Raw genomic sequence first — 23,387 nt, 5'->3', positions numbered from 1 at the left:
CTATGGGAAAAGTAATGCTGGAAGTAAACAATCTGAAAACGAAATATGTAACTCGTTTTCATGAAGATGTATACGCCGTAGACGGAGTCTCCCTGAAAATTGAAGAGGGAAAATCCCTTGGTGTAGCCGGAGAGTCCGGCTGTGGTAAATCAACACTGGCGCTGTCCCTGATGGGCTATTATTTCGCGCCACTGCATTACATCAGCGGTGACATCATTGTAGATGGAAGAAAGATTTCCGGAATGAAACCGGATGATGTAAGAAAAAATATCCTTGGTAATGAGATTGCCTACATTCCGCAGGCGGCGATGAACGCGCTGAACCCGACACAGAAAATCATTCGATTTGTGGAAGATGTTATTCATGCGCACGATCCGAAAATGCCGAAAAAAGACATTTATGATCTGGCAAAAGAGCGTTTTGAAATCCTGGGATTGCCGGAAGAGGTTCTGCAGAAACACGCCGTAGAACTTTCCGGTGGTATGAAACAGAGAACGGTAATTGCAATTTCCACCATCCTTTCTCCGAAGGTATTGATTGCCGATGAGCCTTCATCCGCACTGGATGTAACTTCCCAGAAGATGGTTATCAAGATGATGCGAGACCTGATGGAAAAAGGATTTATCAAATCCATGATCTTCATCACCCACGAGCTGCCGCTTCTTTACAACGTAACTGACGATATTATGGTTATGTATGCCGGACAGATCGTAGAAAAAGGTACCGCAAAAGAAATGGTATTCGATCCGCTGCATCCATATTCCAAAGGTCTGATGGGATCGATCATCGTTCCGGAGGAAGGTGTAAGAGAACAGAAGCTGACTGCAATTCCTGGAACTCCGCCAAACCTGAAACATCCGCCGGAGGGCTGCCGCTTTGCAGACCGCTGTCCTTATGCACAACCAACCTGCCGCGGTATGAAACCAGAGGTCATCGAGCTGCCAAACGGAAGAGAGTACCGCTGCCTGATGTCTGAGAGAAAGATTCGGGAGGTGTATGCAAATGTGTGATGGAAAAGAATTAAAACCATGCCTTTCCGGAAGAGGTGTGACGAAAGTGTTTGGTTTTGGTGATGCCAAAACGGTCGCTGTAGACCATGTGGATTTCGATTTTCATGAGGGTGAATTCGTTTCCATCGTAGGAGAATCCGGATCCGGAAAAACAACGCTTTCCAAGATGCTGCTCGGACTGATCAGTGTAACCGAAGGCGAAATTGATTTCCAGGGTAAACCAAGAGACATTTCGAACGGAAAGAAGAAAAAAGAGTACTGGAAGGGAATTCAGGCGATTTTCCAGGACCCGTTCGCTTCCTACAATATGTTCAAACGTGTAGATTCTGTTCTGCTGGATTGCATTAACATGCGTGGTGACAAAAATCTGCCGAAAGAAGAAAAAGAACGTCTGATGACAGAGGCCTGCAGTTTTGTAAACTTAAAATACGCAGAACTGACAAACAAATATCCATTTGAGCTGTCAGGAGGCCAGATGCAGCGACTGATGATCGCACGCATTTTCCTTCTGAAACCAAAGATTCTGCTTGCCGATGAGCCGACGTCCATGATTGATGCCTGCTCACGTGCAACGATCCTTGATATGCTGCTGAAGCTGCGTGATGAGATCAATATGACGATTATCTTCATTACCCACGATATTGGTCTTGCTTACTATGTATCCGATAATGTTTATATTATGGAGCATGGAAAATTTGTAGAATCGGGACCGGCAGAAGAAGTAATTCTTCACCCGACAGCAGCGTATACCAAACGTCTGATCAGCGATGTTCCGAAGATTTATGAACCGTGGGATCTGACAACAGTATAACAATGGTACGAAAGCTGTTTCCCTGGAACCATGCTTTGCGTCATATATGAGTCTTGCGAAAAGAGAGACGGTACACGGAAAAGAAGTGTACCGTCTTCTCTTTTTGTCAATAATTTTTCTGAAAAAATTGCTTTTTAAAGAAAAAACTGGTAAAATTAGTAAGGTTACAGAACCGAAAAGAAAACTGGGGGATGAAAAATGCGAAACTGGTTTCGCGGACTGAAACTGAACCAAAAATTTACCGTAACAACGTTGATCTTTGTTTTTATTCCGCTTTTTGGCATGATGTGCTTTGGGTTTAGGAGTATCAAAAAGAATGCCATAGATCATGGGGTAAATGAAGCAGTAACGGCAACAGATCTTACCTGTGCGGAGGTGAATGCAAAAGCGAATGCCTGCTCAATGGTTGTAGATACGCTGCAGGAGTATGAACCACTGGAAAAATATCTTCTTCATCTCAGGAGGGGAGAGGAGATCTCTGAGAGCTATTATCAGCAATTTCGGAACAACAGCATCAGCATAATCGATAAAATGCAGGAGGCAATGCCGGATCTGTACCAGATCCATATTTTTGCCATGGCAGATGGTTTTCTGGAGCAGCAGCCGATCCTGTATCAGAAGGAAAAGATGAAAAACTGTTCCTGGTACCGAAGCTATCAGGGCGGTGGACAGTGGTTTTTTGACATACAGGAAAAAAATATTATCTCCGGTACAAAAAAAGAAGGTTCCCATTTGATGACTTATGTACGGGAACTGCGGGATCAAAGCGGAGGAAGGCTTGGCGTGATCGAGGTATCCATGCGTATGGCAGACATATTTCCCGAAATTTATCGATCCGGTGACAGCAGCTGGGCCTGCTTTGTTGATGAAAATTGGAATTTATATGATTGCGGGAAGACAGCGGCAGCCTGCAAATGGCAGTCCTATCGGGGGTTGATTCTGTTCCGGGCAGGAATCCGTGACAGAAAAGAGAGTCAGCAGAGTGCGGTGATTGACCGGAAAAACGTTGCAATTGTGCTTCGGAAAGTCGATAAACTCAATGGAATGTTTGTAACACTGACCAATTTGGATGATGCAACCGGAAACATGATCAAACAGCAGCAGAGAATGCTGCTTGAATTTGCCGGCTTCGGGCTGCTTCTTATTGTGGTGGTCAATCTGATTGTGCGTGGCCTGCTGAAGGAGTTTTATGACGTCCTGTGTGAGATGCGTCAGATTGACAATGGAACAACAAAGATAAAGGTTTGTTACAGCGCAGAAGAGATGCGGGAAATGAGCTATGGTATCAACGGAATGCTGGAGAGAATTCAGAAACAGAACGAGGAAAGCATCAAAAGGGAGGCAGCACTGAAAGATACGGCAATCCGGGCAATGCAGAACCAGATTAACGCTCATTTTATTTATAATGTTCTGGAATCCATCAAGATGATGGCTGAGATTAATGAAGAATATACGATTTCTGATGCAGTGACAGCACTTGGTGAAATGCTGCACTACAATATGCGCTGGAATAAATTCCTGGTAACCGTTCAGGATGAGATGAATTATATTCAGAACTATGTGGAACTGATGAATCTGCGGTATGATTTCACAATAACACTGTCCGTTCAGATGCCGGAAAATTTGTATCGGCAGGATATCCCCAAGATGTCTCTTCAGCCGATTGTGGAAAATGCAATCACACATGGAATTGAGGAGCTGGATGCAGACGCCGTCATTGAAATCAAAGGAATAGAGCATGAAAAGAGCTTTGAGATTGAAATCACAGATTCCGGAACAGGCATGTCAGAAAAGCAGCTTGCAATTCTGAGACGTAAACTAAGGATGCGCCTGAATTCAGACACACAGCCGAAACATGGAATCGGGCTTCGGAATGTACAGGACAGAATTCACATTCAATTTGGAACAGAGTATGGACTGTCAGTTTATACAAAAGAGCATTGCTATACGAAGGTGAGCATTCATCTTCCCATCACGAGGGGGAAATATTCTCCGATGGATCAAGAGGGTGACGAGAAAGAGGAAGAAAAAGAAAATGAATACACTGCTGGTTGTAGAAGATGAAAAATTGATTCGACAGGGAATCGTGGCGATGATCCGGCGAAGCAGCGTGCCGGTGGAGGAGATTCTGGAGTGTCGAAACGGAGAAGAGGCATTGGAGATTTTGGGAAAACAGAGGGTGGACGTCATGTTCACTGATATCCGTATGCCCAAAATGGATGGTCTGACACTGGTCAACAAAATGGAGGAGTTGTCACAGAAACCTGTTGTTATTGTTTTAAGCGGCTATGATGAATTTTCCTATGCGGTTGAAATGATGAAGCATGGAGTTCGGGACTATATTTTAAAACCGATCAAGCGGGAGACGATAGAACAGCTTCTGGAAAATCTGGAACGAGAGCTTTCGGAGACCCGGGAAACGGAAGAAGAGGAAGAACGGTGCTTTTTAAATCAGCTCCGTTATCTGATGATGAATGCAGAAATGGCCGAAGAAAACGAATGGATGGATATGGAAAGCAGGATCCGGCGATACATCGGAAACGACAGCTTCCGGATCCTGCTGACCAGCAAGGCAAATGGGGAACGGTTTTCGAAATGCAGCGGAATTCTGCTGGAAGGCGTAGAAGGAGGAGTTCTGTATCTTTTGCCGGAACCGGAGGCAGAGCGGATCATGAAAGAAAAAGATGAGAGATTTTGTCTCGGAGTGGGAAAAGAACATCATTCTGTGATGGAAATTCCAGAGGCATACCAGGAAGCACTGCTGGCCCGGGAAATGGCATTTATACAGAAAAATCCTGTGGAAGAATATCAGAAAAAATGTTTTGAGGAAAAGCCGGAACTGGCACAGTTTCAGGAAAAATTTATTCTGCAGGTGCCAACGGACCGGGCAGATACTGTGCTGCGAAAAATGCGGAACTGGTATTTTGAGGCAGCACATCAGAGGGTTTCCCCCTATCAGCTTCTGGCAGTAACAGAAGCAATCTGTAAAGAGCTGGATCTTTTTCATCGAGTGGCGGAAAAACAGGAAAAATGTCCGCGCCCTCTGCAGTACCGTGATGCAGATCTGTTTCTGGATGCGTTTGAAAAATGGATACACGTTTACAGGGAAAGCCTGAAAAGTCAGACAGCCGGAAAAGAAAAAATGGAAGAGGCAATTTCATATATTCGGGAAAATTATGCAAAAGATCTGAATATGGCAATGGTATCTAACCATATTTGTATGAATTATTCGCTGTTTTCAGCAGCGTTTAAAGAACATACCGGTGTGAATTTTGTGAACTATCTGAAGGAGATCCGCATTGCGGAGGCAAAGCGTCTGTTGATTCAAACAGAAGATAAAATTACGGAAATTGCCAAACAGGTTGGATTTGAAAATGATAAGCATTTCATGAAATCATTTAAAACGGCATGCGGCGTATCACCGTCTGAGTTCCGAAAAGATTACAAAATGGTTTCCAACGGAAAGGGAGGACAGGATGAGTAAAGAAAAAGAAACCGGAAAAGAGAAGAGAAGAATCCGCCAGCTGGCGCGGTATTACATTCCATATAAGGGATTGTTTTTTACCGACATGTTTTTTGCAATGCTTGGAGCAGCCATTACACTGGTGATTCCACTGATTGTACGGTATATTACGAGTACGGTTGTGGAAAAGCCGCTGGAGCAGGCAACGGGTGAGATTATCCGCCTCGGTATTCTGATGATTGCTATGGTTCTGGTTGAAATATACTGTAACTTTTATATTGCCTATTACGGCCATGTGATGGGGGCGCGGATTGAGCATGATATGCGGAACGAGATCTTCGGCCATTATCAGAAGCTTTCGTTTGCTTTTTTCGATAACCAGAAGGTCGGCCATCTGTTGTCGCGCATCACAAGCGATCTGTTCGATATCAGTGAGCTTTTACATCATGGGCCGGAGAATATTGTCATTTCGTTTATCAAACTGATCGGCGCGATGATTATTCTGTTTGTGGTAAATCCGATGCTGGCATGTGTGCCGCTTGTGGTTATTGTGGTGATGCTGCTGTTTGCGTTAGTGATGAACAGCCGCATGAAGAGTGCATTCAAGGAAAACCGCCGCAGAATTGCGGATATCAACAGTCAGATTGAGGACAGTCTTTCGGGGATCCGTGTTGTCAAATCGTTTGGAAATGAGACAGAAGAGATGCGTAAGTTCAATGCGGGAAATGACCGTTTTGTCGATTCGAAGAAGGTCAGCTACCGCTATATGGGAATTTACAATTCGGGAATGGGAGCCTTTTCGACGCTGATTACCGTTATTTCGCTGATTGTCGGCGCATTGCTGATGACAGGTGGGAAGCTTGGGGCAGCGGATCTGGTTACCTTTCTTCTGTACATCAACAACTGCACAGATCCGGTGAAAAAGCTGGTGAACTTTACGGAGCAGTTCCAGAATGGTTATTCCGGTTATGAACGTTTCCTGGAAATTATGAGCATCGCACCGGACATCCAGGACAAGCCGGATGCACTGCCACTGAAGAATGTGCAGGGAGAAGTAACCTTTGAAAACGTTTCGTTTCACTATGAGGAGTCGAAGGAAAACGTGTTAAGCAATGTGAATCTGCATGTCCCGGCCGGCGACTATGTGGCACTGGTCGGCAGCTCCGGCGCCGGAAAGACGACGCTTTGCTCGCTGATTCCGCGTTTTTACGATGTGACGGAAGGACGAATTCTGCTGGATGGAAAGGACATCCGCGATGTGAAGTTAAAGGATCTGCGCGATGAGATCGGTATTGTGCAGCAGGATGTGTACCTGTTTGCGGGAACGATCATCGACAACATCCGCTATGGCAGACCGGATGCGACCGACGAGGAGGTCATCCGCGCAGCGAAAGCGGCCAATGCACATGAATTTATCATGGAGCTGGCGGACGGCTACGACACCGATATCGGCCAGCGCGGCGTAAAACTTTCCGGTGGCCAGAAACAACGGCTTTCCATCGCCCGCGTATTCCTCAAAAACCCGCCGATTCTGATTTTCGACGAGGCAACCTCAGCGCTCGACAACGAAAGCGAAAAAGTCGTCCAGAAATCTTTGGAACTTCTGGCGAAAGACAGGACAACCTTCGTGATTGCGCACCGGCTGTCCACAATCCGGAATGCAAAGCGGATTCTGGTGCTGACGGAGAATGGAATTGCGGAGGAAGGCACACATAAGGAACTGCTCGCGAAAGGCGGGATTTATGCGCATTTGTATGAGATGCAGTTTTGATGAAAATTTCATTAGTATGACAGAAAGGCAGCGGAAGAGAAACCGCTGCCTTTTTTGACACTTTCTTATTTTCTTCATACTCTATAAAGAACAGAAAATGAAAGAGGAACATGGTATGGATTCATCCCGTATGAATTGCGGCTGCTGCGGTGCGAACAATATGCAGAACCGCCGCGCCGCTTCAAACAATATGGAACTGAAGATGGAACCAAGGAATTTCCCGCGGAAAATGCAGCATGTAGATCATATGATACCTGCAATGGCGTACGTTCCGATGCAGCGGTTTGAACAGATCTATGATCTTTCCGCTGCATTAAAAAATGGAACCTTATTCCCGGAACTCTGTAAACCATTCTGTGGAAAGGGAGGAGGACAGTGCCTATGATGCCGCAGATGCCATCCCGCGAAAAGCTGCTCGCCTGGATTGATCAGGTCAGCTTTGCTGTTGTTGAAATGAACCTTTACCTCGACACCCACCCGGAGGATGAAGATGCACTTGCCTTTTTCCGGGAAAAAGTGAAGCTTCGAAAAGAAGCATTGAAACAGTACGCCGAACAGTACGGCCCGCTCACGATCGATACCGCCAACGACCGCATGAGCCGTTCTTTCGAATGGGTTATGCAGCCATGGCCGTGGGAAGTCAACCGGAAAGGAGGGTGCTGACGGATGTGGAATTATGAAAAACGCCTCGAGTATCCTGTAAACATCACGACACCAAACCCCAAAATCGCCCAAATTATCATGAGTCAGTATGGTGGACCGGATGGAGAGATGGGCGCATCCATGCGGTATCTCTCTCAGCGTTTCACAGCACCGAACCGAATTGTAGCGGGGGTGTTGAATGATGTTGGTACCGAGGAATTAGCTCATCTCGAAATGGTATCCACGATCGTTCATCAGCTTACCTGTGATCTTTCGCTGGAAGAAATTCAGAATTCCGGTTTTGCTAATTACTATGTAGACCACACAGCCGGAATCTGGCCACAGGCGGCCGGCGGAGTCCCGTTTAATTCCTGCGAATTTCAGTCGAAAGGCGATCCGTTAACAGATCTGTTCGAAGATCTCGCTGCAGAACAGAAAGCCCGATCAACGTACGACAACATCCTTCGCTTGGTAAAAGATCCGGAGGTAGCAGATCCGATTCGTTTCCTGCGGGCACGTGAGGTTGTGCATTTCCAGCGTTTTGGTGAAGCACTGCGTTCTGTACAGGATGAATTGAATTCGAAGAACTTTTATGCGTTTAATCCGTCGTTTGATGCAAAGACTTTCTGTGCGGCACCGCAGCCAGGGGCAGGTCAGGGGAATTGCTGCACAAGATAGTAAATTAAAAATCAAAGAACAGCACACCACTGGAAAATCCCATCTGAAAAACAGGTGGGATTTTTTGGGTTTACAGTAAGAAAATCTTATCCAGTCGTAAATCATTATCCCATCATAATATAGAAAAAAGACTTTCAAAAACAGAAAAGTCAGAAAGGATGTTCCATGGAAGCAATGAATTATGTAAAGCCCGAACTCATCGTCGTTGCGTTCGTGCTGTATTTTTTCGGTGTTGCTTTGCGGCAGGCACCGGATGCGGACAGCAGGATGGAAAAATCAGTAAGCAGCCCATCCGCCATGGTAAAAAAACTGCAGAAGTGGTGCAACCAGAAATAGAAAAAAGAATACTCAAAGACCCGGTTTTGTGTTATACTGGAAGATAGTTTAAAATGAACAGAAAGAAAAGAGCTTCAAAAAAGACTCGAAGTGTCAAATGTAAAATACAAAAGAGAAAAAATAAAGGTAATTTTTGCATACAGATTCATCGGGGGAATTGCGGCTGACAGGAGAGAACAACAGCAGATGAGAAAAAAGGCAGTAAAAAATGCAGGAATGATACGAATTTATCTGAATATGGCATGGAAACTTTTGCAGAAAAACCTGCTTAGCATCGTGATATTTGAGACGGTCTACCGCCTGTTTTCCAGCCAGCTGGTTTCAAGACTCGCCAATGCGGCGATCAACTTTTCCTTAAAACAGCTGGGAACGAGTTATATGACATCGGAAAACTTCAACAAGATCATGTTGCATCCGCTGACCCTTCTGTTGATTTTTGGAATTCTGCTTGTTTTCTTTTTCTGTATGCTGTTTGAAATCTATGCTGTCATGGCGGCTCTGGAGGCCTCCTGGAAACGAAAACGGATTTCCGTTCCTGTCATGATGCTTGCCGGCGGAAGAGGAGCCGCACAGTTTGTGCGTGCCCGCCCGTGGACCTGGTTTTTCTACATGGCAGCGAGCTTCCCGTACCTTTGGCTGCACAGCAGCTACAGCGCCATCCGCAGTATGAAACTGCTTCAGGTTTCCCTGACGAAGATTTTCAATGCCTTCCCGGCATACTGGATCCCTGTGGTGCTGACGATTCTGCTTGTCGCGTTCTCGTTTGTGTTTTCCTACACCATCCCGTTCCGGTGCATGATGACGGAAAAAGAGAAAAATACCCATCTGCGGGTGCGCCAGACACTGGAAAAACGCGTGCTGCGTGAGCTTGGCATCAACGTCTTTTTCCAGGTGATGATTTTTCTGATTACGTGGGTTTTGTATCTGATTTTCGGAACGGCTGTCGTTGCCTATGCAAAGCTGGTGAAAACGCCGTCTACCGTTGTCAGTACCGTCATCGTCTATGGTGACTGGGTCAAATCGACGATGAGCCTGATCGGCGGAGCGTTCGGCCTTGTCGGAAGCATTACGTATCTGTATCTGATTTTTATCCGTTCCTCCCGAAAGGGCTACCAGAAGAGCCGGACAACGAAAAAGCCGAGCTCGAAGCTGGTACGCACCTTCTGCGGTCCGGTAACGGCGGTGGTTCTCACGATCGCCATGCTGGCGGGAGAAACGGTTTATCTTGTATATGCCATGCGCGCAACACGTGCAGAGGCAACGGCTTCCTCCCAGTATATTTCGGTGTCAGCGCACCGGGGCGGAGCCAGAAAAGCACCGGAAAATACGATGAGCGCGATCAAATATGCAGTGGACAGCATGTCGGATTATGCGGAGATCGATGTACAGGAGACGAGTGATGGTGAGATTGTCCTTCTGCACGACACAAATCTGAAGCGGACAACCGGTCTGAATGCCAGCATCTGGACCCTGACCTACGATGAAATCAGCCAGCTTGATGCCGGTGTACGATTCAACAAAAAATTCCGCGGCGAGCAGATTCCGAAGCTGGAAGAAGTCATCGCGTACGCGAAAGGAAAAATCAACCTGAATATCGAAGTAAAATACAACGGCCACAACCAGAATATTGTCAAAAAAGTGGTGAAAATCATCGAGGACAATGACTTTGTGGATCAGTGTGTGCTGACTTCCATGAACTACAATTTCCTCAGGCAGGCAAAGAAAATCAATCCGGATATCAAGACCGGGTATACGATGAAAATGTCGTACGGAGGCCTGGAGGATATGGACGCGGCGGACTTCTTTTCTGTAAAATATACGTACATCACAGAAAGCTTTGTAGAGCATGCGCACAGTCTTGGTAAAGAAGTCTGTGCCTGGACGCTGAATTATCAGGGAGATATGCAGCGGATGGTCAACTGCGGCGTGGACAACATTATCACGGACGATCCGGAGCTGGTGCGTAAGGTTATCCTCGGAACGACCGACCGAAATCCGGGCTTTGTCAGCCTGCTTGGCTATGCACTGAAATAAATGGAGGAAAACAATGGAGGTGGAAACTTCATGGCAGAGAAAGTAAACATGCCATCCCAGAAGAAAGAAAAGAAGAAAAAGAGGAAGAAAAAACTTCCTTCGGATTTTTATGATTATAACCTGCTGGCCTGCACTATTTTGCTGGTCAGCTTCGGACTGATTATGCTGTACAGCGCGAGTGCCTACGAGGCGGCCAGTACATTCAAGGGAAATGATATGTATTATTTCACGCATCAGGCGGGGCTTTCTGCTATTGTTCTGGTGGGGATTGTGATATTGTCGAAGTTTGTAGATTATCATAGTGTATGGTTCCAGCGGATTGCAGCACTGGTATACTGGGGAAGTCTCCTTCTGATGGCGGCGGTAAGGTTTACGCCGCTTGGTTATGAAGCCTACGGGGCGAGAAGATGGCTCCGGATCGGCGGTGTCAGTCTTCAGCCTGCGGAGATTGGAAAGCTGGGGCTGATTCTGTATTTGCCATACATTATCCTGAAGATGGGAAAAAATATGCGTACCATCCGCGCAAAAGCGATTGTCCTCGGACTTGGCGTGCTGCAGGCGCTGGCTGCGTGGATTCTGACGGACAACCTGAGTACCGCCATTATTCTTGGACTCATCGCCTGCGTCATTTTGTTTCTGGCGGACCCGGAGGTAAAATTTTATGCGCGTGTGATTCCGGGCGCGGCAGTAATTGGCGTTTTTGCGATTATCATTTTAAAAAATAATCTGCAGATCTTTGAAAGAATAGGCGGTGACTTCCGGTCGAACCGTATCTATGAATGGCTTTCCGGAGGCAGCTATCAGATTCTGCAGGGACTTTATGCGATTGGATCCGGTGGATTTCTCGGAAAAGGACTTGGCAACAGTACGCAGAAGATTACAACAATTCCGGAAGCACAGAACGATATGATCTTCTCGATCATCTGCGAGGAGCTTGGAATATTTGGCGCGCTTCTTGTATTGCTGCTGTTTGGCTACCTGCTGTACCGTCTGTTTGTGGTTGCACAGAATGCGCCGGACGCGTATGGAATGCTGATGGTGAGCGGCGTTTTTGCACATATTTCCATTCAGGTTATTCTGAACCTGTGCGTTGTTCTGAAACTGATGCCGGCAACGGGAATTACCCTTCCATTTATCAGTTACGGAGGAACATCGGTGCTCTTTATCCTGACGGAAATCGGCATTGCCCTGTGCGTCTCCCGCTTTATTGTGTTCCAGGATGGAAAGAGCGGAGAAGGAGAGGCACAGGCGGAAGAACAGTAAAAGTAGAAAAATCTATTGACAAATGCCGGAATAACAGATACACTTTTTTCGAAAGAAATACTGGCTGCCGGGTAGAGGCAGGAAGGAGCAGAATAATGTTAGAAAAGATAAAAGAAATTTTAGTAGAACAGCTCAACTGTGATGCAGACAGCATCAACGAAGATACCTCTTTTAAAGATGACCTGGGTGCAGATTCCCTGGATCTTTACGAGATGGTTATGGCATTAGAAGACGAGTACGGAATTGAAATCGACACCGACGAACTGACAGACCTTTCTACCGTCGGCGACTTTATGGAATATTTGAAACAGCACGGCGTAGAGGTCTGAAAAAGAGCATTGCCGCTGGCAAAAGTGGAAGGATGGTGCAGCTCGGAAGAAACGCCGGGCTGTTTTCCATTCTAAATAAATGGTGGAAGGGAACAGACAAAAGGATTGTTCCAGAAAAACCAGAAATCAGGAGAAAAGAAAAATGAGCAATGTAAAAACAAGATTTGCACCGAGCCCGACAGGCCGGATGCATGTAGGAAACCTGCGTACTGCCCTGTATGCGTATCTGATCGCAAAACACGATGACGGAACCTTTATGCTCCGTATCGAGGATACCGACCAGGAGCGTTTCCAGGAAGGCGCACTTGATATCATCTACCGTACCTTAAAAGAGACCGGCCTGGTACACGACGAGGGACCGGACAAAGACGGCGGCTGCGGCCCGTACGTACAGAGCGAGCGTAATGCAGCAGGTCTGTACCTGAAATACGCAAAACAGCTGGTAGAGCAGGGTGACGCTTATTACTGCTTCTGTGACGCAGAGCGCCTGAGCCAGTGCAAGCGTAACGTAGGCGGAAAAGAAATCTCGATCTACGACAAACACTGCCTTGGTCTTTCCAAAGAGGAAGTAGAGGCCAATCTGGCAGCCGGCAAACCGTACGTCATCCGTTTCAATATGCCGACCGAAGGAACCACAACCTTCCATGATGAGATCTACGGAGATATCACCGTAAACAACGAGGAGCTGGAAGACCTGATCCTGATCAAATCCGACGGATATCCGACCTACAACTTCGCAAACGTCATCGACGACCATCTGATGGGTGTAACCCACGTTGTCCGCGGTAATGAGTATCTGTCCTCATCCCCGAAATACAACCGTATTTACGAGGCATTCGGCTGGGAAGTTCCGGTTTACGTACACTGTCCGCTGATCACCAACGAGGAGCATCAGAAGCTGTCCAAACGCTGCGGCCATTCTTCTTATGAAGACCTGATCGATCAGGGCTTCTTAAAAGATGCCATTGTCAACTTCGTAGCCCTTCTTGGATGGAGCCCGGAAGGAAACCGCGAGATCTATTCTCTCGAGGAGCTGGTAAAAATCTTCGATTACCACCACATCAGCAAATCTCCGGCCGTTTTCGATATGACAAAACTCCGCTGGATGAACGGCGAGTACATGAAGGCAATGGACGACGAGAAGTTCTATGAGATGGCGCTTCCGTATATCCAGAAGACAATCCACCGTCCGCTCGATTTTAAGAAAATTGCAGCCATGGTAAAAACAAGAATCGAAGTATTCCCGGATATTGCAGACCTCATCGACTTCTTCGAGGAAGTTCCGGAATACGACGCTTCGATGTACACTCACAAAAAGATGAAGACAAACGAGGAGACCTCCCTTGCACTTCTTCAGGAAGTAAAACCGCTGCTGGCAGCGCAGGAAGATTTCAGCAATGATGCTCTCTTTGAGATGCTCAGCGCATTCGGAAAAGAAAAAGGATACAAGACCGGTTATATTATGTGGCCGATCCGTACCGCTCTTTCCGGAAAACAGATGACACCGGCCGGCGCAACGGAAATCCTTGAGGTTCTGGGAAAAGAGGAGTCTCTTGCCCGCATCGACAAAGCGATTGAGAAATTATCCAAATGATATATAATAATTCACAGAAAAAAGCGGTGATGCATACCACCGGCCCCATGATGGTCCTTGCCGGACCGGGGTCGGGGAAAACCGCAGTGATTACGGGGCGGACCTGCCAGCTTGTAACGAGCGGCATTTCCGCCTCTCGTATTCTTGTCGTAACATTTACGCGTGCGGCGGCAAAAGAGATGAAGGAGCGGTATTTGAAGGCGATGGGAAAGACGAGTACCCAGGTCACCTTTGGAACGTTCCACGGGGTATTCTACGCGATTCTGCGCCATACGTATCGCATGTCCGGCAACAATATTTTAAGCGAGGAAGAGAAAAAGCGGCTGATGCGCGAGCTGGTCAACCACTATGCCAGAGACCTGGAGGAAGAGGATCTCGAGGAAAATCTGGCGCGCGAAATCAGCACTGTGAAGAACAATCAGATCCCGCTGGAACATTACTATTCCGCCTGTATGCCGCAGGAAAAATTTCGCGAAATCTATGAGGCGTATGAGAAATGGCGGAAGGAGAACAAAAAACTCGATTTCGACGATCTGATGGTGCAGTGCAAACGTCTCTTTCTGGAGCGGCCGGAGGTCCTCCGCGCCTGGCAGCAGAAATTTCAGTATATCCTGATTGACGAGTTTCAGGACATCAGCCCCGTGCAGTATGAGATTGTGCGGATGCTGGCGCTGCCGGAAAATAACCTCTTTATTGTCGGTGATGACGATCAGTCGATTTATCAGTTCCGCGGGGCCAAGCCGGAGATCATGCTGAATTTTCCGAAAGATTACCCGGGCGCGGCGCAGGTAGTGCTCGATAAAAATTACCGTAGTACGGAATTTATCGTGAAGCGGTCCCAATGCCTGATCCACCACAACAAAAAGCGGTATGAAAAGGCGATTTCCACCGACAACGAGAAAGGCGCTCCGGTTGCAATCCGGGGATATAAGAACCCGCGCGAGGAGATGCGTGCCGTTGCCGAGGAGCTGCGGGAGGCGGAGAAAAACGGCTGTCCGTATGAAGAGATGGCGCTTTTGTTCCGCACGAATCTTGGCTGCCGGACAGCAGTAGAGGAACTGATGGAAGCACAGATCCCGTTCCAGATGCGGGATACCCTGCCGGATCTCTATGACCACTGGATTGCGAAAGATCTGCTGACGTATCTGAATCTTGCGATGGGAAGCCGGAAGCGCGGCGAGTTTTTAAAGATTGCCAACCGCCCGAACCGTTATCTGTCGCGGGATGCCTTTGAGGAGGCGACTGTTTCGTTCGATGCACTTCTGGAATATTACGAAGAAAAAGACTGGATGTGCCAGCGGATCCGCAAACTGGAGCAGGATATCACGACACTGACGCATTTATCGCCGTTCGGCGCGGTCAATTACATCCGCTATGCGATCGGCTATGAACAGTATGTGAAGGAATATGCTGCATACCGCCATCTGAAAGAGGATGATCTGATTTCCGTTTTGGACGAGCTGCAGGAGGCGGCAAAGACCCAGAAAAGCATCGAGGGCTGGTTTGCACATATTGAGGAATACCAGCAGAAGATGAAGGAAAAACAGAAGCAGCGCGCAGAGAGTGCGGAAGGAGTTATGGTTTCCACCCTGCACAGCGTCAAGGGACTCGAGTACGACAAGGTCTATCTTCTTGACGTCAACGAGGGTGTAATGCCGTATCAGAAAGCAGTCCTTGCGGAGGCGATCGAGGAGGAGCGGCGGATGTTCTACGTCGGAATGACGCGCGCCCGGAAAGAGCTGACGCTCTGTTACGTGGAGGAACGGTTTGAAAAGAAAGTCGAGCCGTCCCGGTTCCTGGACGAGGTGATCCAGTAAATTTGTACTGTTGTGAAAGATGTTGAAAATAAATTTACTAATTGATAAAATTTTAACAAATAATACATTGACAAAGTTTTAACAATGAAGTATAGTAATACCTGTAAGCGGGAACAATAAGATGACCGCAAAGCGAGGAGGAAAAACATTATGAAAATTTTATTTTACGATACCCAGAGCTACGACAGAGAATCTTTCGACCGAACCAAAGAGCAGTTTCCAGAAATTGAAGTGGAATATTTAAAAACCGGCCTTGCTGCAAGAACCGCTTCCCTGGCAAAGGGCTACGATGCCGTGTGCGCCTTCGTAAACTCCGATGTCGGAACAAAAACCGTAGAAGCACTGCATGAGGCAGGTGTCAAGCTGATCCTGATGCGTTGCGCAGGCTTCAACAACGTAGATTTAAAGACAGCTGCAAAATACGGCATTGATGTACGCCGTGTACCGGGTTACTCCCCGGAGGCTGTAGCTGAGCATGCGATGACACTGGCCATGACGGTCAACCGCCACATGCACAAAGCATATACGAAAGTAAGAGAAAACGACTTCAGCCTGGGCGGACTGATGGGATTTAACTTCTATCAGAAGACCGCCGGAATCGTCGGAACCGGAAAAATCGGTGCGGCTATGGCAAGAATCTGCCGCGGTTTCGGCATGAAAGTTATTGCTTACGATGTATACCAGAATGAATCCTTAAAAGATTTTGTTACGTACGTAACTCTTGATGAACTGCTGGCACAGAGTGATCTGATCTCCCTGCACTGCCCGCTGATGGACAGCACATACCACATGATCAACCGCGAGAGCATCAAAAAGATGAAAGACGGCGTGATCCTGGTCAATACGTCCCGCGGAGGTCTGGTAAAGACAGACGACCTGATCGAGGGAATCCGTGCAAGAAAATTCTTCGGCGTCGGCCTTGACGTATACGAGGAGGAAACCCCGAACGTATTCGAGGACCGTTCCGATGAGATTCTGGAGCACTCCACCACAGCACGTCTCCTGTCCTTCCCGAACGTTATGATCACTTCACATCAGGGATTCTTCACCGAGGAAGCACTGCGTGCGATTGCAGAGACCACACTGCAGAATGCACTGGATTTCGAGGCAGGAAAAGAGACCCCGAACATTGTCCGTGCATAATGGAAATCCACTAGAAAACAGTTATCTTATAAGAGAACAAGAGACAACCCATTTTCGGCGGGTTGTCTCTTTTAAATTATGAGAAAATAGTGTATGATGGTAGATAGCAGAAAAAACGGCCAGAGGAAAACACTGGCCGGATACAAAAGGAGAGCAGGATTTTATGGACTGTAAAGAAGCAGAAAAATTAATACAGCCATACGTGCAGGGAAATATGCCGGAGAAAGAGATGGAACCGTTTATTTCCCATATCCGGAAATGCCATACATGCCACGAGGAACTGGAGACATATTTTATTGTGAACCGTGCGATGGCATATTTCGAGGATGACGCGCCCGATTCCTACAATCTGACAGGACTTCTGGAACGCGATCTGGAGAAAAAAGAGGAAGAAGCGAGACACCGCCGGTACAAAGATACGTTTTTCCGGGTGCTGATGCTGATTCTCGTTCTGTTTCTGGTGCTCCTGGCTCTGCACTATTTTGAAGTGATAGAATTACCCTGGCTGAAAGGATTATTATGAGTGATAAAATCGTATTACTGGACGGACACAGTATTCTGAACCGGGCTTTTTACGGCGTACCGGATCTGTCCAATGCAGAAGGACTGCACACGAACGCCGTATATGGATTCCTGAATATTCTGTTTAAAATTCTCGATGAGGAGCAGCCGCAGTATCTTGCCGTGGCGTTTGACCTCCATGCGCCGACATTCCGCCACAAAATGTATGACCAGTACAAGGAAACGAGAAAGCCGATGCCGCAGGAATTGCGCGAACAGGTCCCGGTGATCCAGGAAGTGCTCGCAGCAATGGACATTGAGATTGTCACAAAAGAGGGCTATGAGGCGGATGATATCTTAGGAACGCTCGGCCGCAAATGCGAGGCGGAAGGGATGGAAGTTACGATCGTATCCGGAGACCGCGACCTGCTGCAGCTTGCAACGGACCACATTCTGATCCGGATTCCAAAGACCGTAAAGCGTGTGACGACGATTGAAAATTACCACACGGCAGAGGTGCTGGAAAAATACAGTCTTCTCCCGAAACAGATCATCGATCTGAAAGCGCTGATGGGCGATACCGCAGACAATATCCCGGGTCTGCCGGGTGTCGGCGAGAAAACCGCGACGAAAATCCTGCTGCAGTACGAGACACTGGAAAATGCGCATGCACATTTCGAGGAGATCAAACCGAACAAGGCAAAAGAGGCGATGCGTGATCATTATGATCTGGCGGAATTAAGCAAAAAACTTGCAACGATTGATACCGATGCGCCGGTGGAGCTCGACCGTGAAAAAGCGGCACTCTCGAATTTTTATACATCAAAAGCGTATGAGATGTTCAAACGTCTGGAGTTTAAAAACCTGCTGGGCCGCTTCGAGGAGACGAATGCAGAACCAGAGGATGCCGTCTTTCTGCGCACCGTAACGGATTTTTCCGAGGCGGAAGAACTCTTTGGAACCATCGCGAAGGAGGAGAAGGCAGGAGCCGCTCTTCTGACAGAAGAAACCCCGAAGGACGGACCGATGGCAGATCGGAGCCGTTCACTTGTCGGTATGGCAGTTGCGTATGGAAGCGGAGAGCCGGATGTTGTTTACTTCCCAGCAGAAGGTTTCCTGACCGGAGATTATTTAAAAGAAAAATTGACTGAGTTGCAGAAGCAGATTCCGGTTTTCTGCGTCATGGACGGAAAAGAATTTCTGAAGGATATGCCGGACGCCGATGAAGCCCATCTGTTTGATGCCGGAATTGCCGCGTATTTATTAAATCCATTGAAATCACAGTATTCGTACGATGATATCGTAAAAGAGTACGTACACCGCTATGTGCCGGCAGTGGAAGAGATCTTCGGCGGAAGCAAGATTCCGGCCGCAGGAAAGATGACGCCGGAACAGCAGGAGTCGTATGCAGGTCATCAGGCGTATGCTGTATTTGCCGCACAGGAAAACATGGAAAAGCTGCTGAAGGAGCAGGGCATGTGGGATCTGTACCGGAATGTGGAGATTCCGCTGGTGTTTACGCTCCGTCAGATGGAAGCGGATGGAATCGCCGCAGAAAAAGAAGCACTTTCCGTTTACGGAGCTGAGCTGGCGGAGCGGATCGGAGAGCTGGAGGCACAGATCTACGAGGAGGCCGGCGAGGAGTTCAACATCAATTCCCCGAAGCAGCTCGGCGTGATTCTGTTTGAAAAGCTGCAGCTTCCGGGCGGCAAAAAGACCAAGACGGGTTATTCCACCGCCGCCGATGTGCTCGAAAAGCTCGCACCGGATCACAAACTCGTTGCCGATATTCTGGAGTACCGCCAGCTTGCCAAACTGAAATCGACGTACGCCGACGGTCTGCAGGCCGTGATCGGGAAAGATGGAAGAATCCATTCGACATTTAACCAGACCATCACCGCGACCGGCCGCATCAGCAGTACCGATCCGAATCTGCAGAACATTCCAGTGCGGATGGAGCTTGGCCGTCTGATCCGGAAAGCCTTCGTGCCAAAGCCTGGCTGTGTCTTTCTGGATGCCGACTATTCCCAGATTGAGCTCCGCGTGCTGGCCCACATGTCGGGCGATGAAAACCTGATCGAGGCGTACCGCGAGGCGGAGGATATCCACCGCATGACGGCATCGAAAGTGTTCCATGTGCCGCTTGAAGAGGTAACACCGCTGCAGAGAAGAAATGCGAAGGCGGTCAACTTCGGTATCGTATACGGCATCAGTTCGTTCGGTCTGGGCCAGGATCTCGGCATCAGCCGGAAAGAGGCAGAGGCCTATATCCAGCAGTATTTCGAGACGTATCCGGGTATCCATGAGTTTTTGAACCGCTGCGTAGAGGATGCCAAAGAGAAAGGCTATTCCGTGACGATGTTCGGACGCAGACGGCCGATGCCGGAGCTGAAATCGAGCAACTTTATGCAGCGGTCATTCGGCGAGCGCGTTGCGATGAATGCGCCGATCCAGGGAACGGCGGCGGATATTATTAAAATAGCGATGATCCGCGTGGCGAAACGGCTGAAAGAGGAGCAGTTAAAGACCAGACTTCTTCTTCAGGTACACGATGAGCTGCTGCTGGAAGTGCCGGAAGACGAGCTCGAAAAGGCAGAACAGATCCTGGAAGAGGAGATGACCGGGGCAGCACATCTGGCTGTCAAACTCGAGATCGATATGCACACAGGAAACAACTGGTACGAGGCGAAATAGCGCACTCATACCAGGAGCGAAAGGATACAAAAGAATGAAAGTTTTTGGAATTACAGGCGGCGTTGGCGCCGGAAAAAGCGAAGTGCTCACGTACCTTGGACAGAATTATGATGCAACGGTGATCCAGGCGGACGAGGCAGGTTACCTTGTGATGCTGCCGGGCGGCGAATGCTATGGAGAGATTGTGAAGCTGTTCGGCAGACAGATCACCACAGAGACCGGCGAACTTGACCGGAAACGGATTGCTGAGATCGTTTTTCAGGACGAAGAAAAGTTAAAAGCCCTGAATGCGATCATTCATCCGGCGGTAAAACGGTATATCAAAAAAGCCATTGCAGCCGCGGAAAAAGCAGGGACGGAATACGTCTTTGTGGAGGCCGCACTCTTAATCGAAGAAAAATATGATGAAATTTGTGATGAACTGTGGTATATTTATGCGGATGAAGAAGTCCGGAAGGAGCGATTGATCGAAGGACGCGGCTATTCCGAGAAGAAAGTTCGCGAAATCATGGCAAATCAGCTTTCCGAGGATGAATTCAGCAGCCACTGCGATTTTGAAATCGACAACAGCGGCGATTTTGAGGAAACAAAAAAACAGTTAGACCATAGGATGAAAAGATATGAAACTTTGTAGTATTGCAAGTGGTTCGAGCGGAAACTGCATTTTCGCGGGAAGCGAGACCACAAGCCTTCTGATCGATGCGGGCATCAGCGGAAAGCGCGTGGAGGCGGGACTGGCTGTTCTCGACCGCAGCGCGAAGGAGCTGGACGGCATTCTCGTGACACATGAGCATTCCGATCATATCCAGGGCCTTGGCGTGCTGGCGCGCCGGTACGGTATTCCGATTTACGCAACGGATGGAACAATTCAGGCGATGCAGCAGACGAAGAGCCTTGGAAAGTTTCCGGAGGGGATTTTCCACACGATTCACGCGGATGACACGTTTACGCTGGGTGATATCGCCGTACATCCGTTTACGATCTCCCACGATGCGGCAGAGCCGGTCGGCTACCGCATGGAATCCGGCGGGAAATCGATTGCGATCGCGACGGACCTTGGTGTCTACAGCGATTACACGGTTCAGAATCTGACCGGGCTGGATGCCGTTTTGTTGGAGGCAAATCACGACGAGAACATGCTTGCGGTCGGACCGTACCCGTATCCGTTAAAACAACGGATCGCCGGGGCGAAAGGCCATTTATCGAACCTGGCGGCAGGCCATCTCCTCTGCGAGATTCTGCACGACAATCTGCAGGAAGTGCTGCTCGGCCATCTGAGCAAGGAAAATAATTATGAGGCACTGGCCTTTGAAACCGTGGCCTGCGAGGTCACAACGGGTGATAATCCGTATCACTCGGGTGATTTTCATCTCGCTGTCGCTAAAAGAAGCGAAGTATCACCGTTAATTGAGGTTTAAATATACATTTTTAGCTACATACCATGTTTTTCGCAAGGCCGCCATTACCGGTTTTTCCGGGGCTTTGACATAAAACCAGAAAAAGGAGAATGGAAACATGAAGAAGACAATTATCACTGTCGTAGGCAAGGACACCGTGGGCATTATCGCAAAGGTATGTAATTATCTGGCAGAGAACCAGGTAAACATCGAAGACATTTCTCAGACGATTGTGCAGGGATATTTCAACATGATGATGGTAACGGACGTCTCCAAGAGCGAGAAATCCAACGCAGAGCTTGCAAAAGATCTGGAGGAGCTTGGAAGTTCCATCGGCGTTGTCATCCGCTGCCAGCATGAAGATATTTTCAATATGATGCATCGTATCTAAAGCGAAGGAGAAAAACGACATGATAAATCTGTTTGAAGTAAAGGAAACGAACGAGATGATCGAAAAAGAGAATCTGGACGTTCGTACCATTACCCTTGGAATCAGTCTTATGGACTGTATCGACTCCAATCTTGACAAGCTGAACCGCAAAATCTACGACAAAATCACGACGACTGCCAGAAATCTGGTTTCCGTAGGTGAGGAGATCGAGGGCGAGTTCGGTATTCCGATTGTAAACAAGAGAATTTCCGTTACCCCGATTGCCTTAGTCGGCGCAGCAGCCTGCAGAACGCCGGAGGATTTCGTGACGATTGCACAGACTCTGGACCGTGCGGCAAAAGAAGTCGGCGTCAATTTCCTCGGCGGCTATTCCGCTCTGGTAAGCAAAGGTATGACGACAGCAGATGAGCTTCTGATCCGTTCTATCCCGCAGGCACTGGCTGTTACGGATTTTGTCTGCAGCTCCATCAACCTTGGCTCCACCAAAACCGGTATCAACATGGATGCTGTCAAACTGATGGGTGAGATCATCAAGAAGACGGCGGAGGCAAGCAAAGAGAACAATTGCCTTGGATGCGCAAAACTCGTTGTTTTCTGCAATGCACCGGACGACAACCCGTTCATGGCAGGCGCTTTCCACGGCGTAACCGAGGCGGATGCCATCATCAATGTCGGCGTTTCCGGCCCTGGTGTTGTCAAACATGCTCTGGAAAAAGTACGCGGCGAGAACTTTGAGGTACTCTGCGAGACGATCAAGAAGACCGCATTTAAGGTAACGCGTGTCGGCCAGCTCGTTGCACAGGAGGCTTCCAAGCGGCTGAACATTCCGTTTGGTATCATTGACCTTTCCCTGGCACCGACTCCGGCGATCGGAGATTCCGTTGCGGATATCCTTGAGGAGATCGGCCTCGAGCACGCAGGTGCACCGGGAACGACGGCGGCGCTGGCACTTCTGAACGATCAGGTGAAAAAGGGCGGTGTTATGGCATCTTCCTATGTCGGCGGTCTCTCCGGCGCATTCATCCCGGTTTCTGAGGACCAGGGTATGATCAACGCAGTCAACGACGGTGCGTTGACCATCGAGAAGCTGGAAGCTATGACTTGTGTCTGCTCTGTAGGCCTTGACATGATCGCCATCCCGGGAGACACGAAAGCATCGACCATCTCCGGAATCATCGCAGATGAGCTTGCCATCGGTATGGTCAACCAGAAAACAACGGCAGTCCGCCTGATTCCGGTCATCGGAAAAGGCGTGGGCGAGACCGTAGAATTTGGCGGCCTCCTCGGCTATGCACCGATCATGCCGGTCAACAACTTCTCCTGCGAGGCATTCGTCAACAGAACAGGAAGAATCCCGGCACCGATTCATTCGTTTAAAAACTAAAGAGAAAGCTGAAAAGCCGGCAGTGATCCTGAATGGAAAGGATCGCTGCCGGCTTTTTTTACTATCTGCGCAAATAAAAATAGTAATTTTAAGGAATGTATAGTATGATATATTACATATTGATAATTT

At 48.3% G+C, this 23,387-nt stretch carries 21 protein-coding genes; all 21 read left to right on the top strand.

Annotated elements, in window-relative coordinates:
- Positions 1 to 2 precede the first annotated feature (2 nt).
- Positions 3 to 1,010, top strand: a complete 1,008-nt coding sequence (locus DWX00_RS07020) for an ABC transporter ATP-binding protein (RefSeq protein ID WP_199596442.1) — start codon at positions 3 to 5, stop codon at positions 1,008 to 1,010.
- The gene (locus tag DWX00_RS07015; RefSeq protein ID WP_117510330.1) at positions 1,003 to 1,821 is read left to right on the top strand and encodes an ABC transporter ATP-binding protein; all 819 of its coding nucleotides are present in this window, start codon (positions 1,003 to 1,005) and stop codon (positions 1,819 to 1,821) included. The genes DWX00_RS07020 and DWX00_RS07015 overlap by 8 nt, the downstream gene beginning before the upstream one ends.
- Positions 1,822 to 2,019: 198 nt before the next feature.
- Positions 2,020 to 3,885, top strand: coding sequence for a sensor histidine kinase (locus DWX00_RS07010; protein ID WP_118594907.1), 1,866 nt, complete (start codon positions 2,020 to 2,022; stop codon positions 3,883 to 3,885).
- Positions 3,857 to 5,305 (top strand): response regulator, encoded by a 1,449-nt coding sequence (locus tag DWX00_RS07005; protein ID WP_118594906.1) that lies wholly within the window; start codon positions 3,857 to 3,859, stop codon positions 5,303 to 5,305. The genes DWX00_RS07010 and DWX00_RS07005 overlap by 29 nt, the downstream gene beginning before the upstream one ends.
- Positions 5,298 to 7,055 carry an ABC transporter ATP-binding protein gene (locus DWX00_RS07000; protein WP_118594905.1) on the top strand — a complete coding sequence of 586 codons (1,758 nt, stop codon included), beginning with the start codon at positions 5,298 to 5,300 and terminating at the stop codon, positions 7,053 to 7,055. The genes DWX00_RS07005 and DWX00_RS07000 overlap by 8 nt, the downstream gene beginning before the upstream one ends.
- Before the next feature lie 115 nt (positions 7,056 to 7,170).
- Positions 7,171 to 7,440 carry a spore coat associated protein CotJA gene (locus tag DWX00_RS06995; protein ID WP_243037979.1) on the top strand — a complete coding sequence of 90 codons (270 nt, stop codon included), beginning with the start codon at positions 7,171 to 7,173 and terminating at the stop codon, positions 7,438 to 7,440.
- Positions 7,437 to 7,718, top strand: a complete 282-nt coding sequence (locus tag DWX00_RS06990; protein ID WP_330416924.1) for a spore coat protein CotJB — start codon at positions 7,437 to 7,439, stop codon at positions 7,716 to 7,718. The genes DWX00_RS06995 and DWX00_RS06990 overlap by 4 nt, the downstream gene beginning before the upstream one ends.
- 3 nt (positions 7,719 to 7,721) lie before the next feature.
- Positions 7,722 to 8,375, top strand: a complete 654-nt coding sequence (locus DWX00_RS06985; protein ID WP_055228403.1) for a manganese catalase family protein — start codon at positions 7,722 to 7,724, stop codon at positions 8,373 to 8,375.
- A 165-nt stretch (positions 8,376 to 8,540) separates the two neighbouring features.
- Positions 8,541 to 8,711 (top strand): hypothetical protein, encoded by a 171-nt coding sequence (locus DWX00_RS19600; protein WP_156327612.1) that lies wholly within the window; start codon positions 8,541 to 8,543, stop codon positions 8,709 to 8,711.
- 186 nt (positions 8,712 to 8,897) lie between these two features.
- Complete coding sequence (locus tag DWX00_RS06980) at positions 8,898 to 10,745, top strand: glycerophosphodiester phosphodiesterase (RefSeq protein ID WP_118594904.1); 1,848 nt, start codon at positions 8,898 to 8,900, stop codon at positions 10,743 to 10,745.
- Between the two features lie 30 nt (positions 10,746 to 10,775).
- A complete protein-coding gene (locus DWX00_RS06975; protein WP_226906412.1) occupies positions 10,776 to 12,008 on the top strand; it encodes an FtsW/RodA/SpoVE family cell cycle protein in 1,233 nt (410 codons plus the stop codon).
- A 95-nt stretch (positions 12,009 to 12,103) separates the two neighbouring features.
- Positions 12,104 to 12,337: an acyl carrier protein gene (gene acpP / locus DWX00_RS06970; RefSeq protein ID WP_022462712.1), complete on the top strand. Its 234-nt coding sequence runs from the start codon at positions 12,104 to 12,106 to the stop codon at positions 12,335 to 12,337.
- Between the two features lie 142 nt (positions 12,338 to 12,479).
- Positions 12,480 to 13,931, top strand: a complete 1,452-nt coding sequence (gltX, locus tag DWX00_RS06965; RefSeq protein WP_022462713.1) for a glutamate--tRNA ligase — start codon at positions 12,480 to 12,482, stop codon at positions 13,929 to 13,931.
- On the top strand, positions 13,928 to 15,748 hold the full coding sequence (locus DWX00_RS06960; RefSeq protein ID WP_118594903.1) for an ATP-dependent helicase: 1,821 nt from the start codon (positions 13,928 to 13,930) through the stop codon (positions 15,746 to 15,748). The genes gltX and DWX00_RS06960 overlap by 4 nt, the downstream gene beginning before the upstream one ends.
- Positions 15,749 to 15,898: 150 nt before the next feature.
- Positions 15,899 to 16,891 (top strand): 2-hydroxyacid dehydrogenase, encoded by a 993-nt coding sequence (locus DWX00_RS06955; protein WP_022462715.1) that lies wholly within the window; start codon positions 15,899 to 15,901, stop codon positions 16,889 to 16,891.
- 163 nt (positions 16,892 to 17,054) lie between these two features.
- Complete coding sequence (locus tag DWX00_RS06950) at positions 17,055 to 17,414, top strand: zf-HC2 domain-containing protein (protein ID WP_022462716.1); 360 nt, start codon at positions 17,055 to 17,057, stop codon at positions 17,412 to 17,414.
- Entirely contained in the window at positions 17,411 to 20,086 is a 2,676-nt protein-coding gene (gene polA, locus DWX00_RS06945) for a DNA polymerase I (RefSeq protein ID WP_118594902.1), read from the top strand. Before DWX00_RS06950 ends, polA begins: the two co-directional genes overlap by 4 nt.
- A gap of 34 nt (positions 20,087 to 20,120) precedes the next feature.
- On the top strand, positions 20,121 to 20,720 hold the full coding sequence (gene coaE / locus DWX00_RS06940) for a dephospho-CoA kinase (protein ID WP_118594901.1): 600 nt from the start codon (positions 20,121 to 20,123) through the stop codon (positions 20,718 to 20,720).
- Entirely contained in the window at positions 20,707 to 21,504 is a 798-nt protein-coding gene (locus DWX00_RS06935; RefSeq protein WP_055218850.1) for an MBL fold metallo-hydrolase, read from the top strand. Before coaE ends, DWX00_RS06935 begins: the two co-directional genes overlap by 14 nt.
- Positions 21,505 to 21,601: 97 nt before the next feature.
- Complete coding sequence (locus DWX00_RS06930) at positions 21,602 to 21,874, top strand: ACT domain-containing protein (protein WP_022462719.1); 273 nt, start codon at positions 21,602 to 21,604, stop codon at positions 21,872 to 21,874.
- 19 nt (positions 21,875 to 21,893) lie between these two features.
- Positions 21,894 to 23,258, top strand: a complete 1,365-nt coding sequence (locus tag DWX00_RS06925) for a PFL family protein (RefSeq protein ID WP_055267333.1) — start codon at positions 21,894 to 21,896, stop codon at positions 23,256 to 23,258.
- Positions 23,259 to 23,387 lie beyond the last annotated feature (129 nt).

This window comes from Blautia sp. AF17-9LB, assembly GCF_003479185.1.
Lineage (GTDB): Bacteria > Bacillota > Clostridia > Lachnospirales > Lachnospiraceae > Fusicatenibacter > Fusicatenibacter saccharivorans.
The sequence above is the reverse complement of the archived record's forward strand: the minus strand, read 5'-3'. Positions and strand labels throughout refer to the sequence as shown.